We start from the raw sequence: 23,242 nt of genomic DNA, 5'->3' as shown, positions 1-23,242 counted from the left end.
GAGTCTCGACTCTTAGAGCAAGGCAAACACCTCCATCAATGGACGAATTCACGCAAGGTCAGGCATCTTCAGCCATTTAGGCAGAGAATTGGCCGCCAATTTTGACGTGTTGGGTATTAAAAGGGAAGTCGAAGTTCCAATTAATTATCCTTATCCCCTTGCGATTTTGCCTGTTTGTCACAGTAAACGTCAGCCTTTAAAGCTTGTTCCTAGGTTGTCGTCGGCATGCTATCGACTATGCTGGATGAAGACTTTTATCGGGTTTTTAGGCGCAAAATGAGTTGAACGACTTTGACAATTCTTGGTCAAGAACCCAAGCATGGATTGATGCGTGCTTTTAATTGCACCATATTGTGCATTATCATGCGCATTCTTTCAGGATGTCGACCTAACAGTGAAGTGCCCATATGTCTCAATCTGACTTAGTCACCATCAAAAATTTGCGTTTTTCGCGCTCGCGGCGCGTCATTTTTGATGACATAGATCTGCATGTCCCCAAAGGTAAAGTGACAGCAATTATGGGGCCTTCGGGAATCGGTAAAACCACACTGCTGCGTTTGATCGGCGGTCAACTCCTGCCAGAACAGGGAGAGATCTGGTTCGATGGTGAAAATATTCCCACCCTCAGTCGCCGCAAACTGTATCGTGCTCGTAAGAAGATGAGCATGCTGTTCCAATCAGGCGCGCTGTTTACCGATCTTAATGTGTTTGACAATGTGGCTTACCCATTGCGCGAGCATACCGAACTTGATGAAGTCATGATTAAAACCTTGGTGCTGCTGAAATTAGAGGCGGTTGGACTGCGTGGTGCCGCGTATTTAATGCCAAGTGAGCTTTCAGGCGGTATGGCGCGCCGCGCCGCACTGGCAAGGGCTATTGCACTCGATCCTGAGCTCATCATGTATGATGAGCCGTTTGTCGGACAAGATCCGATCACCATGGGTGTACTGGTTGAACTGATCCGTAACCTTAATCGAGCCTTGGGTGTCACCTCTGTGGTGGTATCGCACGATGTACCGGAAGTGATGAGCATTGCGGATTGGGTTTATCTGTTGGCCGATGGTAAGGTGATTGCGCAAGGTTCACCTCAAGCATTGCGCGACAATCCAGATCCGCGCGTACAACAATTTTTATGCGGCGATGCAGATGGCCCTGTGCCATTTCGTTTTCCTGCTCAGCCGATAGAACAGGAGCTGTTTAGTGCTAAATGATGTGATGCGATGGGTCAGCTCTGTTGGGCAACGCACGCTGGCGGTCAGTGAAACCTTTGGCCGCGCAAGCTTAATGCTGTTTGGTGCGCTGGTTGGGCGTCCGCAGCCGATTCGCCATTTTCCGCTCCTCGTTCGCCAGTTATACAGCATTGGTGTGCAGTCACTGGCGATCATTATCGTCTCTGGGCTCTTTATTGGCATGGTGCTCAGCTTGCAAGGCTATGTGATTTTGGTCGATTACGGCGCAGAAACCAGCCTAGGCCAGATGGTTGCGTTATCATTGCTGCGTGAATTAGGCCCAGTGGTCACGGCACTGCTGTTTGCCGGACGAGCGGGCTCTGCCTTAACCGCCGAAATCGGCTTGATGAAAGCCACCGAGCAGCTGTCTAGCCTTGAAATGATGGCGGTCGACCCACTGAAACGCGTTATTGCGCCACGCTTTTGGGCGGGAGTCATCTCCATGCCGCTGCTGGCAATGATTTTCATGGCGGTCGGCATTTGGGGCGGCCAATTGGTTGGAGTGGATTGGAAAGGCATTGATCACGGTAGTTTCTGGTCAGCCATGCAAGCTTCGGTTGAATTGGGCCAAGATATCGGTAACAGCACCATCAAATGTGTGGTGTTTGCGTTTACCGTGACTTGGATTGCTCTGTTTAACGGTTATGACGCGATCCCGACTTCAGAAGGGATCAGCCGAGCGACCACTCGCACCGTAGTGCACTCATCACTGGCCGTACTTGGGCTGGATTTTGTTCTAACCGCATTGATGTTTGGGAACTGATCATGCAACAAACACGAAAAATTGAATTTTGGGTTGGCAGCTTTGTCATCGCGGGAATTTGCGCGATTTTAGTGATGATTTTTCAGGTCGCTGACGTCAAAGGCCTTGGCTCCGGCAATACTTATCGCCTGACCGCGGAGTTTGACAATATTGGTAGCTTGAAAGTGCGCTCTCCAGTCAAAGTGGGAGGCGTGGTGGTTGGACGCGTTGAGTCGATCGCGCTGAACCCGAAAAATCTATTACCGACAGTTACCTTGGCGATCGACAGCCAGTTTAACCAGTTTCCTGAAAACTCTAGTTTGCAGATCCTGACGTCAGGCTTGATTGGGGAGCAATATTTGAGTTTAGTGCCCGGATTTGTGTTTGAAGATGAAGCCATGCTGAAAGAGGGCGATCGCATTGAAGACACCAAATCCGCATTAGTATTGGAAGATTTGATTGGCCAAGTGCTGTATAGCGTGGGTGGCGGATCAGACAAAGAGAAAAAGGAATAAGTGATGTGGAAAAAAGCGCTACTCCTCGCGAGTACCCTGTTAACGCCTTGGCTTGCGACAGCGGCCACCATTGATACCAGCAACCCTTATCAAATGATGAAAGCGGTGGCTGAGAAGTCGTTTGATCGTCTGAAAAACGAACAACCCAAAGTGCATCAAGATCCGCAGTATCTCAAAGTGATTGTGGAAGAAGAGTTGATGCCATACGTGAATGAACAATACGCGGCGCTTAAACTGCTGGGGCCCAATCTTAAAGGGGCCAAACGTGAAGATGTGGCGGAGTTCGTTAAAGCGTTTCGCGCTTATTTGGTGACGAATTACGCGCAAGTGCTGACCCAATACACCAATCAAACCATTGAGTTTGGGCCTGAAATGCCATTGGAAGAGGATCGCCGCATCACTACAGTGAAAGTGGAAATCCTTGATGCGCCGCGTCCGAATATCAAACTGGAATTTAAACTGCGCCAAGAGAAATCGGGTGAGTGGAAAGCGTTTGATATGATTGCTGAAGGCATCAGCTTACTGTCCAGCAAACAGTCGGAATGGAGCGGGAAAATTCGTCAAGAAGGTATTCTGGCGGTAGCGAAAGAGTTGGAACAGTTAGCGAATCAACCGATCCGTTTTGAGAGTCAAAAGCAATGAGTCATCCACAATGGTCTGCCGAGAATGAACACCAGTTCAGTTTAATTGGCGAACTGGATCGAGAAACGGTACCCAAATTGTGGATCTTTCTCAAAAATTGGCAGCCGCAAGTGAAGCAAATCGAGCTTTCTTTGCAACAAGTTGTCAGAATTGACTCTGCGGGAATGGTGCTGCTAATTCACTTAATAGAGCATGCAAAAGTGAGAAACTGTCATATAATGCTCAGCTTCGTGCCAGAACAACTGCGCACACTGTTTCAGTTGAGCAATATTGAACATCTGATGTCTCAACACATAGCCAAACCAGCAGAGGTGAATTGTGGATAGCGCACAAGTCCAACAAATTTTACAACAAGCTCTTAATCTCGAAGAAATTCATGTCAAAGGAGAGGGCAGCCACTACGAAGTGATCGCTGTCGATGCTTGTTTTGCCGATATGAGCCGCGTGAAGAAACAGCAGATGATTTATGCCCCTTTAATGGGTTACATCCAACGTAATGATATTCACGCGGTCACAATGAAGACGTTTACCCCACAAGAGTGGGCACGCAATAAGAAGTTGATGTCCCTTTAAGGTTTTTATGGAAAAGTTTCGAGTTATTGGGTCCACGCAGCCACTCCAAGGCGAAGTGACCATTTCAGGCGCAAAGAATGCCGCCCTACCGATTTTATTTGCTTCAATTTTGGCGGAAGAGCCGGTTGAAGTGGCCAATGTGCCTCACCTACGTGACATCGATACCACTATGGAACTGCTTGAGCGTTTAGGCGCGAAAGTTGAGCGTAATGGCTCTGTGCATGTGGACGCAGGTCCAATCAACCAATATTGCGCACCTTATGATTTGGTAAAAACCATGCGTGCCTCGATTTGGGCCTTAGGTCCATTGGTGGCGCGTTTTGGTCAAGGCCAAGTGTCTCTACCGGGGGGCTGTGCAATTGGTGCCCGCCCTGTGGATCTGCATATCCATGGTTTGGAGCAGCTTGGTGCAACCATTACCTTGGAAGATGGCTATGTGAAAGCCCACGTTGATGGCCGTTTGCAAGGCGCGCATATTGTGATGGATAAAGTGAGCGTCGGTGCCACGATCACCATCATGTGTGCCGCAACACTCGCAGAAGGCACTACCGTACTGGATAACGCGGCGCGTGAACCTGAGATTGTGGATACAGCTATGTTCCTCAATAAACTGGGCGCGAAAATCTCTGGTGCTGGTACGGACAGCATTACCATTGAGGGCGTAGAACGTCTTGGCGGTGGTAAGCATGCTGTGGTTCCCGATCGCATCGAAACCGGCACCTTCTTGGTCGCCGCTGCCGTATCGCGTGGCAAAATTGTTTGCCGTAACACTCATGCACATCTATTGGAAGCGGTCTTAGCTAAGCTTGAAGAAGCGGGGGCTGAGATTGAGTGTGGCGAAGATTGGATCAGTTTGGATATGACAGGGCGTGAGCTCAAAGCGGTTACGGTACGTACTGCGCCGCACCCAGGTTTTCCAACCGACATGCAAGCGCAGTTCACACTGCTGAACATGATGGCGAAAGGCGGTGGCGTGATCACCGAAACCATTTTCGAAAACCGCTTTATGCATGTACCTGAGTTAAAGCGCATGGGTGCCAAAGCGGAAATCGAAGGCAATACTGTGATTTGTGGTGATGTCGATCGTTTAAGTGGAGCACAAGTGATGGCGACCGATCTGCGTGCTTCTGCAAGTCTGGTCATTGCGGGTTGTATCGCCAAAGGCGAAACCATTGTCGATCGTATCTATCACATTGATCGTGGTTACGAGCGAATTGAGGACAAACTCTCAGCGCTTGGTGCCAATATTGAGCGTTTCCGCGACTAGCGTTAAACTCCTCATTCATGAATGGGCCGAAATCCAAGGGTTTCGGCCTTTTTCTTCCAGTGCCTTCGGAGAAGTTGCATGATTGCGTTATTGCGAATCTTGGCAGTGGCAGTGTTCGCTGTCTATATGTTTGTGTTTGGCTGCGGTTACTGTTTGTTCAGTCCACGTAACCCTAAGCATGTTTATACCTTTGGTAAGCAGTTTGCGGCGATGTCGAAAGTGTTCGGCATTAAGCTTGAATACCGCGCTCCGGCCGATGTCGATCAGCGTGGTCAGCACATTTATATTGCTAACCACCAGAATAACTGGGATCTGTTTACCGTTTCTAAAGCGGTAACGCCAAAAGTGGTCACCGTCGGTAAGAAAAGTCTCGCGTGGATGCCACTGTTTGGTCAGCTCTATTGGTTGACGGGCAATATCCTGATTGATCGCGCCAACAAAGCCAAAGCCAAAGGCACCATTGATCAAGTGGTTGATTCGATGAAACAGAGCGATGTTTCGGTGTGGATGTTTCCGGAAGGTACGCGTTCGCGTGGTCGCGGTTTATTGCCGTTTAAAGCGGGCGCTTTCCATGCGGCAATTGGTGCGGGTGTGCCGATTATTCCTATCGTGTGTAGCTCGACCGATAAGCTTAAATTCAACCGTTGGAACAACGGCCATGTGATTGTCGAAGTGTTGCCTCCCATCAGCACCGAAGGCTACAGCAAAGAGAATATCCGCGAGCTGTCACAGCACTGTTATGATCTGATGAAAGCCAAACTGGCACAGTTGGATGCCGAAGTTGCTGAGCTGAACCGTAAAGCCTAGCCGCAGTTTTGATCGAAACGAATAAAAAGAAAGGGTTGCCACTGGCAACCCTTTTGGTATTTGAGATCCAATAAAATGGATTACTTGCGTACTGCGATCGCTTCGATTTCGATGCCCACATCTTTTGGCAGACGTGCCACTTCAACACAAGAACGCGCTGGGTAGTGCGCCACTTTATGCTCATCAAAGAATGCGCCGTACACTTGGTTTACTGTGCCGAAGTCGTTGAGATCTTTCACGAATACGGTCATTTTCACAATGTCACCGACGGTTAGGCCAGAGGCTTCAACCACGGCTTTCACATTATCCAGTGATTGGCGAGCTTGCGCAGCGATATCCGCAGGAATTTCACCTGTGGTTGGATTCACTGGGATTTGACCAGACGTCAGTACCATGTTGCCAAGATCAACACCTTGAATGTATGGGCCAATGGCAGCTGGGGCCGCGTCAGTATGCAGAACTTTTGTCATCTTTCTTATCCGTTAGTGGTTCGAAAATCGCTGTTCAGTTTGCCTGTAAAGCTTTGGTAGGTAAAGCGCCGAGCTCTCATTTATCCCTATCTTGCTGACAGCGGTTAAGCTTCGATTTCCGTGACCACATCGCGCGCAAACACTTTTTCACAGTATTTGCATTTTAGGCGGATGTCGTTGTTCTTCTCAGAAAGCTTGAAGCTGCTTTCCACAGGCTCATTGTGTGAAATGCAGTTGCTGTTTGGGCAGGCAAACACATTGTTGATGCGCTCTGGCAGTTGCAGCGCCAACTTCTTCACCACTTCGTAGTTTTCAATTTGGTTTACGGTCGCGTGTGGCGCGTACAGCGCGAGTTTGTTGGCTTGCGCTTCACTGATGAACACATTTTCAATCTTGAGCAGATCTTTGCTGCCGAGGGCAGAAGAAGGCAGATTGAGGCCGATGGTGACACGCTGCGCGGAGTTGTGCATATCAAACAGCTTCAGCACTTTAATCCCTACTTTGGCGGGAATGTGGTCAATCACCGTGCCGTTTTTGATCGCTTCAACTTGTAATTTCGTCTCTTTGCTCATGATTGCTCTCCTTACAGCGATTCGTTCAAAACTAGAGCCAGCAAGGCTTCACGGGCATAAACTCCGTTTTCAACTTGCTCGAAATAGTAAGCGTGTGGGGTTTTATCGACATCGGTGGTGATCTCATCCACCCGTGGCAGTGGGTGCAGCACTTTGAGATTGCTGCGCGCATCGCTCAGGTGAGCGGCAGTCAAGATATAGGCCGATTTGATATGTGCGTATTCCGACTCATCAAAACGCTCTTTCTGTACACGCGTCATGTACAGAATATCCAGCTCTGGGATCACGCTTTCCATATCGCTGAACACTTGGTATTTCACACCAGCTTCATCCAGCTCTTCACAGATGTAGTCTGGCATCGCTAGGGCTTCCGGTGCCACAAAGTAGAAGCGGTTGTTATCAAATTTAGCCAGCGCTTGTGCCAGCGAATGCACGGTGCGGCCATATTTTAAATCACCGACGAATGCAACATCGAGGTTGTCGAGGCGGCCTTGGGTTTCGAAAATGGAGTAGAGATCGAGCAGGGTTTGCGATGGGTGTTGGTTTGAACCATCACCTGCGTTAATCACTGGGACGCCGTTAGAAAATTCAGACGCTAAACGCGCGGCACCTTCTTGCGGATGACGCATCACAAAAGCATCAACATAAGAGGAGATGACGCGTACTGAATCGGCTAGGGTTTCGCCTTTCTTCGCCAGTGACGTGTTGCCGCCGTTATCAAAGCCAATCACGCTGCCACCGATACGTTGGATTGCTGTCTCGAATGAGAGGCGAGTACGGGTGGAAGGTTCAAAGAAACAGCTGGCCACGACCTTGTGCTTGATCAGCTCTGGATTTGGTTGTGCCTTCAGTTGGCCTGCGGTTTTCACAATCAACTCCAACTCAGCGCGTGAGAGTTCAGCAATGGAGATGATGTGCTTTTGGTAAAGCGAATTCGCCATGATCGTCTTCCCTATATTTTCTAACAGCCATAAAAAAGCCCCCCATTAGGGAGGCTTTAACAAATCGATGAGGGGAAAAACAGTGAGGCCAGTAAGCCAATTTGCTTACTACGATGGACACTGCTTTGAGCTGCACGCTGTGCAAATTTCATTGGCTACCCCTCAGACAAACGGTCGGCATTATACGCCGAAAGGCTGTGAGCGCAAGCGATTACATCACAGAGTCAGGGATATTAAATCAGTGGCACGTTATTGGCCTAAAGTGGCGACCATCACCGCCTTGATAGTGTGTAGTCGATTCTCCGCTTCATCAAACACAATCGAGTATTCTGACTCAAACACCTCTTCGGTGACTTCCAATCCTTGCATGCCGTATTTGGCCGCAATCTCTTGGCCTACTTTGGTTTGGTCATCATGGAATGCCGGTAAGCAGTGCATGAATTTGACCTGTGGATTGCCTGTTGCTTTGATGACATCCATGTTGACTTGATATGGCTTCATTAACGCAACCCGCTCATCCCAAGCATCCGCGGCTTCGCCCATGGAAACCCATACATCGGTATAAAGGAAATCACAGCCTTTTACGCCTTCTTGAACCTCTTCGGTCAAAGTGATTTTGGCTCCAGTTTGCTTGGCAATCTCTTGGCAGGTTGCCACTAAGGTATCGTTTGGCCAGTAAGCTTTCGGCGCGACTAAGCGAATATCCATGCCCATTTTGGCTGCGCCCACCATCAGGGAATTGCCCATGTTGTTGCGTGCATCGCCAAGGTAAGCAAACTTCATTTCATGCAGTTGTTTACCGCGTCCGTGCTCTTGCATAGTCAGAAGATCGGCCAAGATCTGCGTGGGGTGAAACTCATCCGTTAAGCCATTCCACACTGGCACCCCCGCGTATTGTCCGAGCACTTCAACAATCTCTTGGCCGAAGCCGCGATATTGAATGCCATCGTATATGCGGCCTAGAACACGCGCGGTATCTTTCATCGACTCTTTATGGCCAATTTGCGAGCCAGAAGGGCCGATGTAAGAAACTTGTGCACCTTGATCAAACGCCGCCACTTCAAAAGCACAGCGAGTACGGGTCGATGACTTTTCAAAGATCAACGCAATGTTTTTGCCTTGCAGGGTTTTCTGCTCGGTGCCTGCGTATTTGGCGCGTTTTAGCTCGGCAGACAGATCCAGCAAGAAGTGGATCTCTTTTGGGGTGAAGTCGAGCAGTTTTAAAAAGTTGCGGTTACGTAAATTGAAAGCCATTTCCCTATCCTCGTTTGGCGATTCCAGTTGCGGCTAGTAAAGCATGAAAATGCTATAAAAGTGAATAAATATTTTAAATTAAATAAAGAAAAGGCAAGGGAGGATAGATTTTGTGGGGCGAGATGCACATAACATCTCGCCAAAAGTGATTATAAATTCTCTTCGGCGAATTCAGCCAAACGGCTGCGTACTACGCCATTGAGGTGGATATTGGCGCTGCCTTCAAAGTTTTTGAAGCGCTCAACCATGTAGGTAAGGCCTGAGGTGACAGGGGTTAAATAGTGAGAGTCAATCTGCGCTAAGTTACCTGAGCAGACAATCTTGGTGCCTTCACCACAGCGGGTGATGATGGTTTTGATCTGCGAGGCGGTGAGGTTTTGACACTCATCGAGCAGCACGAAGGCGTTTTGGATTGAACGACCACGCATAAAGTTGATCGATTTAAACTGAATGTTGGCTTTATCGCAGATGTATTTGAGCGAGCCATCGGTACAGTGATCATTTTTATGCAGCGCTTCTAAGGTATCGGTGACGGAAGCGAGCCACGGCATCATTTTTTCCTCTTCCGTGCCGGGCAGGAAGCCAATCGATTCGCCGATATCAGGGGTGTTACGAGTGACGATGATTTTATCGAACATTTTGCGCTCGACGGTTTGCTCCAACGCTGCCGCCATCGCCAGTAAAGTTTTACCACTGCCCGCCGCACCGGTCAGGATCACCAGATCGATATCCGGATCGAGCAGTGCGTCCAGCGCCATCCCTTGGTAGATATTTTTGGGGGTGATGCCCCACGCTTTGCGATGCATCATGCGTTCACGGCTCAGATCGCGCAGCGTCAATTTATCGCCATCGATGGTTTCGACCCGCGCAGCAAAGTCGCTGTCTTCATCAATGACATATTGGTTGAGGAAGGTTGGATCGAACGGCGCACGATCCAGCTTATGGAAGGTTTTGCCACCGAGCGTGTAGCTCGCGACATCTTCCACGCTGTCCCAAAAACTTCCGGGACGAGTTTGGAAGCCCTTGGTCAGATATTGAATATCATCAATCAGTTGGTCGGTGCGGTAGTCTTCCACATACAACACGCCTGCACCTTTGGCGCGCAAACGCATGTTGATGTCTTTAGTCACCAGCACCACGGCGCGTGGTGTACGCTGAGCTTGCAGGTAAAGCACGGCATTGAGGATCCGGTTATCGCCCTCTTTATCGGTAAAGGCTTTGACGGTTTCATCCAGTTCATAATCGGCGAGGATCGAGATGGTTCCTGTTGCGCCCTCTTGCTTAGAAAGCGGGATCCCTTCGGTGATTTCTTCGGGAGTGGCATCGTGGAATAAGTGTTCCAAAGCCCGAATCGCTACGCGTGCATCGCGCGCCACATCGCGTTTGCTGTCTTTGATTCGGTCAAGTTCTTCAAGAACGGTCATTGGGATGACCACGTCGTGCTCTTTAAAAGAGTAAATCGCGAGAGGTTCGTGGAGTAGGATATTGGTATCCAGTACAAACAGTTTCCGATCGGTATCGCCCATAAGCGGCTCCTTGCTACATGTAGCATGCTTTATCGTGGATGTTCACAAGCGGCCTGTAGGATCGTACGTTCAGGTGAGCGTTACGATCATTGTCGACTTGCTGCAAACCCGTGTTGATACTCTCTGTTTGAACTTGCAGGCTTTGTGCCAATCTTTTTTTGACACAAACACCGCGCCTTCAACCTGAGTATAGCAATCATCTTGTTAACAAATGCCACTCATTTTTGACAATTTGATGTCACCCAAAAGCTGTAGAAAAAAAAGCGCGTAACGGCGGGGAATGGGCGTGACCTGTATCACGCCATCAAGTAAGATTAGCGGCCTTTTTCTGCACTCAAAGCGGCCAGCATCCATAATAAAAAGCTGGCTGAAGTGAAGTGTAAAAATTCTCTGCAACGCTATTTGATGAGGTAGTCCATTCATGTCATTTGCTTTAGGGCAACGCTGGATAAGCGATACGGAAAGTGATCTCGGGTTAGGTACTGTGGTGGCGCTTGATGCGCGTACAGTGACCTTGATGTTTGCAGCATCGGAAGAAAATCGTGTGTATGCACGTTCAGATGCGCCGGTCACCCGTGTGATCTTTAATGTCGGCGATGTGGTGGATAGTCAGCAAGGCTGGTCGTTACAAGTTGAACAAGTGGTGGAAGACCAAGGCGTCTACACCTATCTAGGTACGCGAGTGGATACCGAAGAAAGCGGTGTCGCGCTGCGTGAAATTTTCCTCAGTAACCAAATTCGTTTTAATAAACCGCAGGATAAGTTGTTTGCCGGTCAAATCGATCGCATGGACAACTTTGTGCTGCGTTATCGCGCTCTTACCAATCAATATCAACAGCACAAAAGCCCAATGCGTGGCTTGTGTGGTATGCGCGCTGGGCTGATCCCGCATCAGCTGTACATTGCCCATGAAGTCGGTCGTCGTCATGCGCCACGCGTATTGTTAGCCGATGAAGTCGGTTTGGGTAAAACCATCGAAGCGGGCATGATCATCCATCAGCAAGTGCTGACCGGGCGTGCCGAGCGCATCCTGATTGTGGTTCCTGAAACGCTGCAACACCAATGGTTGGTGGAGATGATGCGCCGTTTCAACCTGCACTTTTCGATTTTTGATGAAGAGCGCTGTGTGGAAGCCTTTAGCGAGGCCGATAACCCATTTGAAACTCAGCAGTATGTACTGTGTTCACTCGATTTCTTGCGTAAAAGCCGCCAGCGTTTTGAACAAGCCTTGGAAGCGGAATGGGATTTGTTGGTCGTCGATGAAGCTCACCATCTTGAGTGGCACCCAGAAAAGCCAAGTCGCGAATATCAAGTGATTGAAGCGCTCGCAGAGCAAACGCCGGGCGTACTGCTATTGACCGCAACCCCTGAGCAGTTAGGCCGTGAAAGCCACTTTGCTCGTCTGCGCCTGCTGGATGCGGATCGTTTCTACGATTACGAAGCCTTTGTTAAAGAAGAAGAGCAATACGCACCCGTTGCCGATGCGGTCACTGCGCTGTTCAGCGGTGAGAAGCTGAGTGATGAAGCGAAAAACAAAATCACTGAGCTTCTGTCTGAGCAGGATGTCGAGCCGCTATTTAAAGCGTTGGAAAGCCACGCCAGCGAGGACGAAATTGCTTTGGCGCGCCAAGAGCTGATTGACAATCTGATGGATCGCCACGGTACTGGTCGCGTGCTGTTCCGTAACACGCGTGCCGCTATCAAAGGCTTCCCAGTGCGTAATGTGCATTTGCTGCCATTGGAGATTCCTTCTCAATACACCACGTCAATGCGTGTTGCGGGCATGCTCGGCGGTAAACTGACGCCAGAAGCGCGCGCGATGAAAATGCTCTACCCAGAAGAGATTTTCCAAGAGTTTGAAGGCGAGGAGTCAAGCTGGTGGCAATTTGACTCACGCGTCAACTGGCTGCTCGAAAAAGTCAAAGCCAAACGCAGCGAGAAGATCCTCGTCATCGCTTCACGTGCCAGTACCGCCTTGCAGCTAGAGCAGGCACTGCGTGAGCGTGAAGGCATTCGTGCAACGGTATTCCATGAAGGCATGTCGATCATTGAGCGTGACAAAGCCGCCGCTTACTTTGCCCAAGAAGAGGGCGGCGCGCAGGTACTGATCTGTAGTGAAATCGGATCTGAAGGCCGTAACTTCCAGTTTGCTAACCAGTTGGTGATGTTCGATCTGCCGTTCAACCCAGACTTGCTAGAGCAGCGTATCGGACGTTTGGACCGTATCGGCCAAAAACGTGATATCGATGTGTACGTGCCATATCTGACCGAAACGTCACAAGCGATTTTGGCGCGTTGGTTTCAAGAAGGTTTGAATGCCTTTGCGGAAACCTGCCCAACGGGTCGTGCGGTGTATGATGCCTTCGCTGAGCGTTTAATCCCCATTCTGGCCGCCGGTGGCGGTGAAGAGCTGGAAGTGATCATCGAAGAGTCAGCCAAGCTCAACAAAACACTGAAGTCGCAGCTGGAAGTGGGGCGTGATCGCTTGCTGGAAATGCATTCTAACGGTGGCGAAAAAGCGCAGCAGATTGCTGAGCAGATCGCGAAAACCGATGGCGATACCAATCTGGTGACTTTTGCCTTGAGCCTGTTTGATGCGATTGGTCTGCATCAGGAAGATCGTGGCGAGAATGCTCTAGTGGTCACTCCTGCTGAACACATGATGGTGCCAAGCTATCCGGGTCTCCCTTATGAAGGCGCAACCATTACCTTTGATCGTGACACCGCACTGTCGCGTGAAGATATGCACTTCATCAGTTGGGAACACCCCATGGTGCAAGGTGGCATTGATTTGCTGATGAGTGAAGGGGTGGGGACTTGCGCAGTGTCGCTTTTGAAAAACAAAGCGCTACCAGTGGGGACCATCTTGCTGGAACTGGTGTATGTGGTGGATGCCCAAGCGCCGAAACGCAGTGGTATCAGCCGCTTCTTGCCAGTCTCTCCAATCCGAATTCTGATGGATGCACGCGGTAATGATCTCTCTTCGCAAGTGGAGTTTGAAAGCTTTAACCGTCAGCTCAGCCCAGTGAATCGTCATTTGGCCAGCAAGCTGGTGAGCTCAGTACAGCATGATGTTCATCGTTTGATTACGGCAAGCGAAGCCGCGGTTGAGCCGCGAGTGAGCGCGATTCGTGAACAAGCGCAGCGTGATATGCAGCAGAGCCTCAACAGCGAGTTGGAGCGTTTGCTAGCACTCAAAGCGGTTAACCCGAACATTCGTGATGAAGAGATCGAAGTGCTGGATCAGCAAATCAAAGAGCTGACTGGCTATATTGCGCAGGCGCAGTATCAGCTGGATTCACTGCGTTTGATTGTGGTGGCACACAACTGATGACGTAGGCCCTCAAAACGAGGGCCTTGTTTTATTCCCTGTTGGCGACATTTTGCGTATATAATGCGCCGTTTTTTGTGATACGAGACGATAGCGATGGCAATGACCGAGTACAATCCGCCTAAGGATCCGTGGATTGATGTGATTTATGAGGATGAACACATCATCGCAGCCAACAAGCCTTCTGGTTTGTTATCTGTTCCTGGGCGACCTGTTGAGCACTACGACAGTATGTGGGCTCGTTTGGTGGATTACTGCCCTGATGTGAAGGTCGTCCACCGTTTGGATATGTCGACTTCTGGGCTGATCCTGTTTGCGAAAGGCAAACATATGGAATCGGCGTTGAAGAAGCAGTTCCAGTATCGTCTCACTCATAAAATCTACTATGCCCGCGTATGGGGTGTGATGGAGCAAGATGAAGGCGAAGTGAATTTGCCGCTGTGTTGTGATTGGCCAAACCGCCCGAAACAGAAAGTCTGTTTTGAAGAGGGACGTGATTCTCTGACGCGCTATCAAGTCGTAAAGAGAGAAGAGAAAACCACAGTGGTACGCCTTATTCCGATCACTGGACGCTCTCATCAGCTGCGTGTGCACATGCAATCGCTCGGCCATCCGATTGTTGGTGATGATCTTTACGCGCCACAAGAAGCTGTCGAGTTTGCCGATCGTCTGCAACTGCACGCTGCGGAGCTCTGTTTCTACCATCCACGTAGTCATTGGCTGCGCACTTTATTTGTCCCTTGTGACTTCTATCCCGAAGCCGAGGAGCAGATTTTGCAGCATTTCGATCCTGAGCGAAAATTACCGGACTATAAAAAGCTATCCCAAGACTAATATTATTGTGGGTAGCGGATAATCAGACCCGGAGTCAGCATGTCACTACCCACTACTTCTTTGCCTACGGTCGTTTTTCTCGACCGCGCGACCATTCCGCGCCATATCCCCTTACCTGCTCTGCCTTTTGAACACCATTGGGTTGAGTATGATGCTTGTGAGCCTCACCAAGTGGTTGAGCGCCTCTTAGCGGCCGATATCGTTATCACTAATAAGGTGGTACTCACCCGTGAAATGCTGGTTCAGTTGCCTAAGCTCAAGTTGATCGCCATTTCTGCCACGGGCACCAACAACGTCGATTTGCAGGCGTGTAGTGACCTGAATATCGCGGTGTGTAATGTGCAAGGCTATGCCACGCGCTCCGTACCAGAGCATGTGATCGCCATGATGTTTGCTCTAAGACGTAATCTTATCGGTTATCACAATGATATTGCGGCCGGAGAGTGGCAGCGCCATAAGCAGTTCTGTTTTTTCACGCATCCTATCGGCGATATTGCGGGCTCCACCATGGGCATTATCGGCAGTGGTGCATTAGGCCAAGCGACGGCGAATTTGGCTCGCGCATTAGGTATGCATGTGCTGTTGGCTGAACGTAAAGGTCAGGTGGAATGCCGCGATGGGTACACACCATTTGAACAAGTGCTGGCGCAGTCGGACGTGCTATCACTGCACTGTCCGCTAACGGATGAAACGCGAAACATTATCTCAGAAGCGGAATTGGCGCAGATGAAGCCCAATGCTCTGCTGATCAATACTGGGCGCGGCGGTTTAGTGGATGAACAGGCGCTGGTGGATGCGCTGAAAAGACGTCAAATTGCTGGGGCTGGGGTGGATGTGTTTAGTGCTGAGCCTGCGGATATGGATAACCCACTGATTGCCAACCGTGATTTGCCCAATCTTCTGCTGACACCGCATGTGGCGTGGGGCAGTGATTCCTCGATACAACAACTCGCGACTATCTTGATCGACAATATCAGTGCATTTATGCGTGGTGAAGCGAAAAATCGAGTCGTCTAGCGGCAATATCATCGCTAAAACAAAAAGGCAGCGAAATTAAATCGCTGCCTTTTTTTATCGACTTTTTCTATGAAAAGCTTGGCTTACAGCGCCGCGATAGTCGCTTTCTGCTGCTCAAGTTTCACCAGCGCTTCTTGGTAACCCGCGAGCTTTTCACGCTCTTTGGTGATTACCGCTTCTGGTGCTTTCGCCACGAAACCTTCGTTACCCAGCTTGCCTTCGATGCGCGCAATTTCACCTTGCGTCTTAGCAATCTCTTTGGCCAGACGATCCAGCTCAGCGTCTTTATCAATCAGACCGGCCATTGGGATCATCAGCTCAGATTTGCCAACCAGTGCGGTTGCACACGCCGGTGTCGCTTCGCCATCCGCCAATACACGAATGCTTTCGAGCTTGGCCAGTGAAACCAGCACTGGCTTGTTCGCTTCGATACGCGCGGCATCTTGCTCATTCGCCGCTTTCAGCATGACTTCCAGAGGCTTACCTGGGTTGATGTCGTATTCAGCGCGCAGGTTACGGATGCTAGTGATAAAGGCTTTCACCCACTCAATATCATCCAAGGCTTCTTGGTTGAAGTTTGCCGCATCGTACTGAGGCAGCGCTTGCAGCATGATGGTGTCGCCTTCCACACCATCCACCAGTGGTTTAACACTTTGCCAGATGGTTTCTGTGATGTAAGGGATCACTGGGTGTGCCAAACGCAGCGTTTTCTCTAGTACGGTGATCAGCGTGCGACGGGTCGCGCGTTGCTGAGCTTCGGTGCCTTTCCACAGAACCGGCTTAGTCAGCTCTAAGTACCAGTCACAGAATTGGTTCCAGATGAATTCGTACAGCGTGTTGGCTGCCATATCCAGACGGAAGTTATCAATGTGACCATTGAACTCTTTCGCAGCCAGCTCGAACTGTGATTCGATCCACTTGTCGGCCAGTGAGTATTCAAGCTCAGCACCGGCTGCAAAACCGCAATCTTGCTCTTCGGTGTTCATCAGCACGTAACGGCTTGCGTTCCACAGCTTGTTACAGAAGTTGCGGTAACCTTCTAGACGCTTCATATCCCAGTTGATGTCACGACCGGTTGACGCCATGGCCGCTAGAGTGAAACGTAGTGAGTCAGTACCGTAGGCTTCGATGCCGTTTTCAAACGTCTTACGGGTGTTTTTCTCGATCTTCGCTGCCAGTTGTGGCTGCATCATGTTGCCGGTGCGCTTCGCGACCAGAGACTCAAGATCAATACCATCAATCATATCGATTGGGTCAAGCACGTTACCTTTCGATTTCGACATTTTATCGCCGTTTTCGTCACGGATTAGACCCGTTACGTACACGGTTTTGAAAGGAACTTGCGCTTTACCATCTTCATCTTTACAGAAATGCATGGTCATCATGATCATGCGCGCCACCCAGAAGAAGATGATGTCAAAGCCTGTAACCAGAACATCGGTTGGGTGGAAGACTTTTAGCTCTGGCGTTTTTTCTGGCCAGCCTAGTGTTCCGAAGGTCCACAGTGCAGAAGAGAACCAAGTATCCAACACGTCATCATCTTGACGAAGAGCAACATCCGCCGCGATGTTGTTTTCTGCACGCACTTCTTCTTCGTTACGACCAACAAACACATTGCCTTGCTCGTCATACCAAGCTGGAATGCGGTGACCCCACCACAGTTGGCGAGAGATACACCAGTCTTGAATGTCACGCATCCAAGAGAAGTACATGTTCTCGTACTGTTTTGGTACAAATTGAATATCGCCATTTTCTACCGCTTCAACCGCTGGTTTGGCCAGAATACCTGCGCGAACGTACCATTGGTCAGTCAGCATTGGCTCAATCACCACACCACCACGGTCGCCGTAAGGAACCGTTAGGTCGTGATCTTTGATTTCTTGCAGTAGACCCAGTTGTTCAAATTCCGCCACGATCGCTTTACGCGCAGCAAAACGCTCCATGCCTTGGTATTTCGCTGGTAGATCGCCGCTGTAAACATCGCTTGCTTCACCTTTGGTGTTAAACACTTCTGCCACATCACGGATGTTGGCATCAAAAGTGAAGATGTTGATCATCGGCAGGTTATGGCGCTTGCCGACTTCATAGTCGTTGAAGTCGTGCGCAGGGGTGATTTTTACACAGCCCGTGCCTTTCTCCATATCGGCGTGCTCATCGCCCACGATTGGGATGCGACGACCGACGATTGGCAGAATGATCTCTTTACCAATCAGATCTTTATAACGAGGATCTTCTGGGTTAACCGCAACACCCGTATCGCCGAGCATGGTTTCTGGACGGGTGGTGGCAACCACGATGTAATCTTTACCATCTGCCGTTTTCACGCCATCGGCTAGCGGGTAGCGGAAGTGCCACATGTGACCTTTGGTCTCTTTATTTTCCACTTCCAGATCGGAGATCGCAGTGTGCAGTTTTGGATCCCAGTTAACTAGGCGCTTACCGCGGTAGATCAAATCATCTTTGTAGAGACGCACGAACACTTCTTGCACGGCTTTGTAGAAGCCATCATCCATTGTAAAGCGTTCACGATCCCAATCGACAGAGGCGCCAAGACGACGTAGCTGCTTAGTGATGGTGCCGCCAGATTCTGCTTTCCATTCCCAAATCTTGTCGATGAACGCATCACGGCCGTAATCGTGCTTAGTTTTGCCTTCTTCTGCAGCGATCTTACGCTCAACCACCATTTGAGTGGCGATACCCGCGTGGTCAGTACCCACTTGCCACAAGGTATTTTTACCTTTCATACGCTGACAACGGATCAGAGTATCCATAATGGTGTCTTGGAAGGCGTGACCCATGTGCAGGCTGCCAGTGACGTTCGGTGGCGGGATCATGATGCTGTACGCGTCTTTTGATGTGTCACCGTGAGGCTTAAAGTAGCCTTGCTCTTCCCAAGTCTTATACAGAGCTTGTTCGATTGATGTTGGGTTGTATGTCTTTTCCATAGTGCTCTTTAATGGATGCTGTGATGGTTAATTCAGTCTATCGCTATAAGTGAGTTCTCTTGGATAAGAGAGCTTAACTATAAGGATGGACGGTTATGGATACTGAATCTCAACAGTTTGCAGCTGATAACCTGCTTGTCGATAGAGTTTATACCGCTCGCGCGCCAGCTGCTTGGCATTTTCTGCGCAGGGCACGAAGTCTACCACCTCGGTAAAGGTACGCGCAAAGGTTGTCTGATTATCCGCCAAATTTATTGCCAGTTGACGATTCCAAGAGGGGGAAACGCCCACATAACCTATCTCAATCGCGGTACCGGATTTGGGACCTTCACCCACCAGATTGTGCGCTAAAAACTGTTCGGGTTCGATTTGCCAAAATCGCTCAGCTAGCTGCTCGGCGTGTGGTTTATCTTGGCATTGCAGATAAATGCGAGCGCCTTGCGCGGCAAAGTGACGCGTCAAATACAGCACGTACTGCGCGAAGCCTTCTGGCGTTGCTTGAGCAGAATCTGGGGAAATCAGGTAAAAAGTTGCGGTAGGCATCTTGGTCTCTTGCAAACAATCACCACGCCTGTGGCGGTAGTTGAGGTCTAGTAATGAAAAAGGGCCCGAAGGCCCTTTTGCGATTACTCTTCAGCGTCTAGGCCACCGCTGCGATTAAGCAGGAATTGGACTAGTAGCGAGACAGGACGACCGGTTGAGCCTTTCGCGGCACCCGATTTCCATGCAGTACCTGCGATGTCTAAGTGTGCCCAGTTGTATTTCTTAGCAAATTTAGAGAGGAAACAAGCTGCAGTAATGGCGCCACCTGGGCGGCCACCAATGTTTGCCATATCGGCAAATGGGCTCTTGAGCTGCTCATGGTATTCATCAGCCAGTGGCAGACGCCATGCGCGATCGCTCGATTGCTCAGAGGCATTCACCAACTCATGTGCCAGCGGGTTGTGGTTCGACATCACCGCGCTGATGTGATGGCCTAAAGCAATCACACACGCACCAGTTAGGGTGGCTACATCGACCACACATTCAGGCTCAAAGCGCTCAACGTAAGTCAGTACGTCACACAAAACTAAACGGCCTTCTGCATCGGTGTTTAACACTTCCACGGTTTGACCTGACATCGTCGTCAGAATGTCACCCGGACGATAAGCATTGCTGCCTGGCATGTTTTCACAGCCCGCCAATACACCAATCACGTTAAGTGGTAGGCCGAGTTTGGCAATCGCTTTCATGGTGCCGAATACCGATGCTGCGCCACACATGTCGTACTTCATCTCATCCATACCTTCACCCGGTTTGAGTGAGATACCGCCTGAGTCAAAAGTCAGACCTTTACCCACCAATACGATGGGTTTGGCTTCAGGATCTGGATTGCCTTTGTATTCGATGATCGACATCATGGATTCATTGCGTGAGCCACGACCGACCGCAAGATAAGAAGCCATGCCGAGCTTTTCCATCTCTTCTTCACCAATGATTTTGGTGGTGATGCTCTCGTAATCGTCAGCCAGACGACGAGCTTGAGAGGCGAGGTAAGCCGGGTTTGCGATGTTGGGCGGCATATTACCTAAATCTTTACAAGCTTTTACACCTGATGAAATAGCCAGACCATGGGTAATCGCGCGTTCACCAAGATTCAATTCACGGCGAGTGGGAACGTTGAATACCAATTTACGCAGTGGGCGGCGGATTTCTGGTTTTACGCTCTTGAATTGATCAAAGATGTACAGACCATCTTTGGTGGCTTCAACCGCTTGGCGCACTTTCCAATAGGTATCGCGACCTTTGACGTGCAACTCGGTCAAGAAGCAGACTGCTTCCATAGAGCCAGTTTCATTTAAGGTATTGATGGTTTTCTGAATGATCTCTTTGTACTGACGTTCACCCAGTTCGCGTTCTTTACCGCAACCGACGAGCAGTACTCGCTCAGACAACACACCGGGTACTTGATGCAGCAGTAGCATCTGCCCCGGTTTACCCTCTAGATCACCGCGACGTAGCAGTGAACTAATATAGCCGTCGCTGATTTTATCAAGCTGTTCTGCGACTGGAGAAAGGCGACGTGGTTCAAACACCCCAACAACGATACATGCGCTGCGCTGTTTCTCAGGGCTGCCACTCTTAACACTGAACTCCATGCGTACTCCTACATCCTGAAGACAAATAGAACTAAATGGTAGATAATGCGCTCTTACTTGCTGGATCCCATGAAGGATCGACCTTTTGCATGCGCAACCTAACCGTTAGCGAAATTATTCAAAAAATAAAAGGTTCATCGGGAAATTATAGTGATTCAATCAAAAAAACAAGTTTTGCATAGGTAATTTCAGCGTGATTATTGTTAGATATTTGATCCGAGAAACAATAAAAAGCCAGTTTGCGATCTTCTTCGTGCTGTTTTTAGTGTTTCTCAGCCAGAAATTTATCCGTGTTTTGGCAGAGGCCTCTGACGGTGAAATTCCTACCAGCATGATCTTATCCATCGTTGGATTGAATATGCCGGCAATGGGCTTATTAATGCTGCCACTTAGCCTGTACATCGGTATTCTGCTTACTTTCGGCCGTTTGTATGCGGAGAGTGAGATAACCGTCATGAATGCGACTGGGATCGGTAACAAGTTTTTGATCCGTGCCGCCTTATATTTGGCTTTGATTACGGCTTCTGTGGCGGCTTTTAATGCGCTGTGGCTCGCGCCTTGGAGCCAAGATAAAGAAGCTCATTTAATGGAGCAGTTTGCGGCAGAAAACAGTGTCGATCTGCTGCAAAAAGGCCACTTCCAACGTTCGCCAGATGGCTCTTCGGTGGTGTTCATCGACAATATTGAAAATCGTAAATTGTATAACGTGTTTGTGGCGCAGTTAGCACCACGAGATTCGATTTTACCCAGCGTGATGTTTTCTCACTCGGGCGATGTTAAAGAGCTGAGTGATGGCCGTCAGATCATTACTCTCTATGACGGCACTCGCTATGAAGGCGTACCTACCCGAGTCGACTACATGATCACTAACTTCGACTCTTACGACGGCTTGATCGGCCAACGTGAAGTGAAATCGGCTGAACGTGATTGGGAAGCTCTGCCAACCTTAAGCTTGCTCAATAATGCGGATCGCCGAGCACAAGCCGAATTACAATGGCGAATCTCTCTCGTAGTGTGTATTCCACTGTTGACTATGTTGGTTGTCCCTCTTTCCGCGGTGAACCCTCGTCAAGGACGTTTTGCCAAAATGGGACCCGCTATTTTGATCTATTTGACTTATTTCCTTGCGCTCAGTGCGACCAAATCAGCGATTGAAGACGGTTCACTGCCGGTTATCATTGGCTTGTGGCCAATTAATGCCGCACTGCTGTTGGCTGCGCTGATGGTCAACACCTTGGATAGCATTCCTGTGCGCCGTTTTAAAGATCGATGGAAACAGAGAAAGGTAGCTTAAGTCGTGTTTAAAATTCTTGATTGGTATATCGGCCGCACTATTGTTGCTACGACAGCCTTGGTACTGGTTACCTTTGTTGGCCTCTCTGGCATCATCAAATATGTTGAGCAGCTCCGTAAAGTGGGTGAGGGAAGTTACGATTTATTGCAAGCCTTGCTGTTTGTGGTGCTGAGTATTCCTCGTGATGTGGAAATGTTTTTTCCGATGGCGGCTCTATTGGGCGCATTGATTGGTTTGGGGGCGTTAGCTTCCAGCTCTGAATTGGTGGTGATGCAGGCTGCTGGTTTTTCTAAGCTTGATATCGGCCTTTCCGTTCTTAAAACCGCCATTCCGCTGATGATTATTGTCACCTTGCTCGGAGAGTGGGGCGCACCACAAGCGCAAAAAATGGCACGTGATATGCGCGCATTTGCCACCTCGGGTGGTGCGATTATGTCGGTGCGTACTGGGGTTTGGGCACGGGATGCGAATGATTTTATCTTTATCGCCAAAGTTGAAAACGAACAGTTGTATGGATTGAATCTGTGGCGCTTTGACGAAAATAAAAAACTGAGTACGGTGATTTTTTCTGAGCAAGTCGATTACGTTGCTAACAATGAATGGCTGATGAAAGATGCAGTATTGACCCGTTTGGTGAATGACATCGAGATCAGTAAAGAATCGTTGCCTGAGTACCGCTGGCGAACCTCTCTTGCTCCAGACAAACTTGCCGTAGTGACGGTTAAGCCGGAAGAGCTATCTCTCACAGGCTTAAGCGATTACGTGCATTACTTAAAAGCATCAGAGCAAGACTCATCGCGTTATGAGTTGGCTTTGTGGCGCAAAGTGACTCAGCCGATCTCGATTGCGGTGATGATGTTGATGGCGCTGTCGTTCATTTTTGGCCCATTGCGTAGCGTCACCATGGGGGCGCGGATTTTATCTGGCGTCATTGCCGGATTTACTTTCTACATCTCAAGTGAGTTCTTTGGCCCACTCAGTTTGGTGTATGGATTACCGCCATTGTTTGGTGCGCTAGCGCCAAGCTTAGTTTTCTTGGCCATCGCGTTAGGGCTATTGGGTAGAAAGCTATAACCCCAATCCCCCCCAAAAAATCTTATTTTGGTCAGAGTGGCAATCTCAAAATCAAAAGAGGAAGGTGAATA

Annotated in this window: 21 protein-coding genes; 13 read left to right on the top strand and 8 right to left on the bottom strand. The window is 49.5% G+C overall.

The annotated features are described in order from the left end of the window. The first annotated feature begins 407 nt into the window (after positions 1–407). The 8 genes from mlaF to GOU96_RS11970 all read left to right on the top strand — a co-directional run bounded on the left by mlaF (position 408) and on the right by GOU96_RS11970 (position 5,775). Positions 408–1,211, top strand: a complete 804-nt coding sequence (gene mlaF, locus GOU96_RS12005; RefSeq protein WP_267782593.1) for a phospholipid ABC transporter ATP-binding protein MlaF — start codon at positions 408–410, stop codon at positions 1,209–1,211. Positions 1,212–1,215: 4 nt separating this feature from the next. Further along, a complete protein-coding gene (gene mlaE, locus GOU96_RS12000) occupies positions 1,216–1,992 on the top strand; it encodes a lipid asymmetry maintenance ABC transporter permease subunit MlaE (protein ID WP_001887761.1) in 777 nt (258 codons plus the stop codon). Between the two features lie 2 nt (positions 1,993–1,994). Then, positions 1,995–2,486, top strand: coding sequence for an outer membrane lipid asymmetry maintenance protein MlaD (gene mlaD, locus GOU96_RS11995; RefSeq protein WP_019827279.1), 492 nt, complete (start codon positions 1,995–1,997; stop codon positions 2,484–2,486). Positions 2,487–2,489: 3 nt separating this feature from the next. Then, complete coding sequence (gene mlaC, locus GOU96_RS11990) at positions 2,490–3,128, top strand: phospholipid-binding protein MlaC (protein ID WP_000265517.1); 639 nt, start codon at positions 2,490–2,492, stop codon at positions 3,126–3,128. Continuing rightward, positions 3,125–3,454, top strand: coding sequence for an STAS domain-containing protein (locus GOU96_RS11985; RefSeq protein WP_000019311.1), 330 nt, complete (start codon positions 3,125–3,127; stop codon positions 3,452–3,454). The genes mlaC and GOU96_RS11985 overlap by 4 nt, the downstream gene beginning before the upstream one ends. Continuing rightward, the gene (gene ibaG, locus GOU96_RS11980; protein WP_000376481.1) at positions 3,447–3,701 is read left to right on the top strand and encodes a BolA family iron metabolism protein IbaG; all 255 of its coding nucleotides are present in this window, start codon (positions 3,447–3,449) and stop codon (positions 3,699–3,701) included. The genes GOU96_RS11985 and ibaG overlap by 8 nt, the downstream gene beginning before the upstream one ends. 7 nt (positions 3,702–3,708) lie before the next feature. After that, positions 3,709–4,968, top strand: a complete 1,260-nt coding sequence (gene murA, locus GOU96_RS11975) for a UDP-N-acetylglucosamine 1-carboxyvinyltransferase (RefSeq protein ID WP_000410586.1) — start codon at positions 3,709–3,711, stop codon at positions 4,966–4,968. Positions 4,969–5,046: 78 nt separating this feature from the next. After that, on the top strand, positions 5,047–5,775 hold the full coding sequence (locus GOU96_RS11970) for a 1-acylglycerol-3-phosphate O-acyltransferase (protein WP_000561039.1): 729 nt from the start codon (positions 5,047–5,049) through the stop codon (positions 5,773–5,775). A gap of 80 nt (positions 5,776–5,855) precedes the next feature. Here the strand turns inward: GOU96_RS11970 and GOU96_RS11965 are convergent, their stop codons facing one another. The 5 genes from GOU96_RS11965 to GOU96_RS11945 form a co-directional block, all read right to left on the bottom strand. After that, entirely contained in the window at positions 5,856–6,245 is a 390-nt protein-coding gene (locus GOU96_RS11965) for a RidA family protein (RefSeq protein WP_000170061.1), read from the bottom strand. Positions 6,246–6,349: 104 nt separating this feature from the next. Next, entirely contained in the window at positions 6,350–6,817 is a 468-nt protein-coding gene (pyrI, locus tag GOU96_RS11960) for an aspartate carbamoyltransferase regulatory subunit (RefSeq protein ID WP_000032502.1), read from the bottom strand. An 11-nt stretch (positions 6,818–6,828) separates the two neighbouring features. Beyond that, positions 6,829–7,758, bottom strand: a complete 930-nt coding sequence (gene pyrB / locus GOU96_RS11955; RefSeq protein WP_000013853.1) for an aspartate carbamoyltransferase — start codon at positions 7,756–7,758, stop codon at positions 6,829–6,831. Positions 7,759–8,007: 249 nt separating this feature from the next. Continuing rightward, complete coding sequence (gene argF, locus GOU96_RS11950) at positions 8,008–9,012, bottom strand: ornithine carbamoyltransferase (protein WP_267782597.1); 1,005 nt, start codon at positions 9,010–9,012, stop codon at positions 8,008–8,010. A gap of 149 nt (positions 9,013–9,161) precedes the next feature. Continuing rightward, positions 9,162–10,538: a PhoH family protein gene (locus GOU96_RS11945; protein WP_000502884.1), complete on the bottom strand. Its 1,377-nt coding sequence runs from the start codon at positions 10,536–10,538 to the stop codon at positions 9,162–9,164. 421 nt (positions 10,539–10,959) lie between these two features. Between GOU96_RS11945 and rapA the strand changes: the two genes are divergently transcribed. The 3 genes from rapA (at position 10,960) to GOU96_RS11930 (ending at position 15,720) form a co-directional block, all read left to right on the top strand. Further along, a complete protein-coding gene (rapA, locus tag GOU96_RS11940) occupies positions 10,960–13,869 on the top strand; it encodes an RNA polymerase-associated protein RapA (RefSeq protein WP_033932925.1) in 2,910 nt (969 codons plus the stop codon). 96 nt (positions 13,870–13,965) lie between these two features. Further along, positions 13,966–14,703, top strand: coding sequence for a pseudouridine synthase (locus GOU96_RS11935; protein WP_001251797.1), 738 nt, complete (start codon positions 13,966–13,968; stop codon positions 14,701–14,703). 39 nt (positions 14,704–14,742) lie between these two features. Next, on the top strand, positions 14,743–15,720 hold the full coding sequence (locus tag GOU96_RS11930; protein WP_267782600.1) for a D-2-hydroxyacid dehydrogenase: 978 nt from the start codon (positions 14,743–14,745) through the stop codon (positions 15,718–15,720). A gap of 83 nt (positions 15,721–15,803) precedes the next feature. Here GOU96_RS11930 and GOU96_RS11925 read toward each other — a convergent pair whose 3' ends face one another. The 3 genes from GOU96_RS11925 to pepA all read right to left on the bottom strand — a co-directional run bounded on the left by GOU96_RS11925 (position 15,804) and on the right by pepA (position 20,803). Beyond that, positions 15,804–18,665, bottom strand: a complete 2,862-nt coding sequence (locus GOU96_RS11925) for a valine--tRNA ligase (RefSeq protein ID WP_114735137.1) — start codon at positions 18,663–18,665, stop codon at positions 15,804–15,806. A gap of 93 nt (positions 18,666–18,758) precedes the next feature. Continuing rightward, positions 18,759–19,208 (bottom strand): DNA polymerase III subunit chi, encoded by a 450-nt coding sequence (locus GOU96_RS11920; protein WP_001141706.1) that lies wholly within the window; start codon positions 19,206–19,208, stop codon positions 18,759–18,761. 83 nt (positions 19,209–19,291) lie between these two features. Beyond that, a complete protein-coding gene (gene pepA, locus GOU96_RS11915) occupies positions 19,292–20,803 on the bottom strand; it encodes a leucyl aminopeptidase (protein ID WP_000397171.1) in 1,512 nt (503 codons plus the stop codon). Between the two features lie 193 nt (positions 20,804–20,996). On the opposite strand from pepA, the gene lptF reads away from it, so the two are divergent. Next, on the top strand, positions 20,997–22,097 hold the full coding sequence (gene lptF / locus GOU96_RS11910) for an LPS export ABC transporter permease LptF (RefSeq protein ID WP_000587735.1): 1,101 nt from the start codon (positions 20,997–20,999) through the stop codon (positions 22,095–22,097). A gap of 3 nt (positions 22,098–22,100) precedes the next feature. Next, on the top strand, positions 22,101–23,171 hold the full coding sequence (lptG, locus tag GOU96_RS11905) for an LPS export ABC transporter permease LptG (RefSeq protein WP_000472779.1): 1,071 nt from the start codon (positions 22,101–22,103) through the stop codon (positions 23,169–23,171). Positions 23,172–23,242 lie beyond the last annotated feature (71 nt).

The sequence above is a fragment of the Vibrio sp. R-1 genome, assembly GCF_035615595.1.
Lineage (GTDB): Bacteria > Pseudomonadota > Gammaproteobacteria > Enterobacterales > Vibrionaceae > Vibrio > Vibrio cholerae.
The sequence above is the reverse complement of the archived record's forward strand: the minus strand, read 5'-3'. Positions and strand labels throughout refer to the sequence as shown.